The 847-nt window shown below is 34.6% G+C and carries 1 protein-coding gene; it reads left to right on the forward strand.

The genetic code is table 11. The annotated features are described in order from the left end of the window. On the forward strand, positions 1-724 hold a 724-nt coding region (locus tag MOY_RS16505; protein ID WP_009102235.1), incomplete at its 5' end, for a glycosyltransferase family 4 protein. Between the last annotated feature and the right edge of the window lie 123 nt (positions 725-847).

Below are 847 nucleotides of genomic sequence, written 5' to 3' on the forward strand. Positions count from 1 at the left end.
ACCTCGCCCAGAAAGACTCATTAATATTTATAATACTTTTCATCCTAAACATGTAAAGCTAACCTCACATCACCCTAAATTACTCAGGTGGCCTGATGTTGAGTATGTTGTTGTGTCTAATTACCAAAAAAATGCTGAAAATATAGATGCAAAGGTTTTCCCGTCACCCATTGATATTTCTACATTTCTTCAACATAAAGAAAGAGATTTGAACGATCAAAAAATGATTGTTGTTGGCAGAATGAGTAGAGATGATCCGGGCAAACACAACATTTCAGACGTAGATATTTATAAAAGCTTAGCCAAGTCAAACGTTAAAATCATCCTCCAGGGAGCCTCTTGTTTAAAGAATGAACTTTCAAACACTGAGAATATAGAAATATTTAACACCGGTACTTTAAAATCAAATGATTTTTACCATCACATAGATATTTTCTACTATCGCACTGGCGAACATATTGAAACATTTGGTCGCGTTGTTTTTGAAGCAATGGCAGCTGGTTTACCTATCGTAGTTGAAAGAAAGGGTGGATACGTAGATTGGATTGAGCATGGAAAAAATGGTTTTCTTTTTGATACTACTGAAGAGGCTAAGAAGTTGTTAGAAATGCTTATTAACGATCAGCATCTTAGAGAGTTTATAGGTAGAAATGCAGTTAAAACAACTCAAAATATGTACGGAGAAGAAAATATGTTGAAGCAAGTAGAGTTTTATACTAGATAAAAGTGAGCTTGATAAAATTTTCAACGCCTGGGTAGTTTGATGAGTTACATAGAACTTAAATGGCTAGTTAACATAAACAGTGTGGGAGACTCATGCCTCAATTAATAACACCCAAGCTTTCTC

Source organism: Halomonas sp. GFAJ-1 (assembly GCF_000236625.2).
Taxonomy (GTDB): Bacteria; Pseudomonadota; Gammaproteobacteria; order Pseudomonadales; family Halomonadaceae; genus Vreelandella.